At 72.2% G+C, this 594-nt stretch carries 1 pseudogene; it reads left to right on the forward strand.

The features are described 5' to 3' along the window. A pseudogene (locus ACLARN_RS44160) lies at positions 1 to 594 on the forward strand (PrgI family protein); the annotation flags it as partial.

Genomic DNA, 594 nt, shown 5'->3' on the forward strand with positions numbered 1-594 from the left:
CGGAGGTATCTCCGGCGGCGCTGAGGCTGCCCGCGGAAGGAGTCACCGAAGCCGGAGTCGTCGACCTCGGCACGGACGGGGTCGCCATGGTCGCGGTGGCCAGCACGGTGAATTTCGCGCTCCGCACCCCAGGCGAGCAGGAGGCGCTGGTCGCGTCCTTCGGCCGATATCTGCACTCGATCTCCGCGCCGGTACAAGTGCTCATCCGAGCCGAACGGCTGGACCTGAGCCGGCAGATCAACGACCTGCGCGAAGCCGCACCCGGACTGCCGCATCCGATGCTCGAAACGGCAGCGCGGGAGCACGCGACCTATCTCGACCAGTTGCGCCGCTCCACTGACCTGCTGCGCCGCCAGGTTCTGCTGGTGCTCCGCGAGCCGGTCCGCGCGACCGGGCCGACCGACGGACTCGGCGGCGCGTCCCCGTTTGCCGCGCTGCGGGCTCGGCGCGCCCACAGCCGGGACGACGAGGTCACCGACACCGCGCGGCGCTCGGCGGAAACCCGGCTCGTGCGGCGGCTGGGTGAAGCGACAGAACTGCTCGCCCCCGCGGGGATCACGGTTACGCCACTGGACGCGGGCCAGGCCACCGCCG

The organism is Amycolatopsis sp. cmx-11-12, assembly GCF_046269425.1.
Taxonomy (GTDB): Bacteria; Actinomycetota; Actinomycetes; order Mycobacteriales; family Pseudonocardiaceae; genus Amycolatopsis.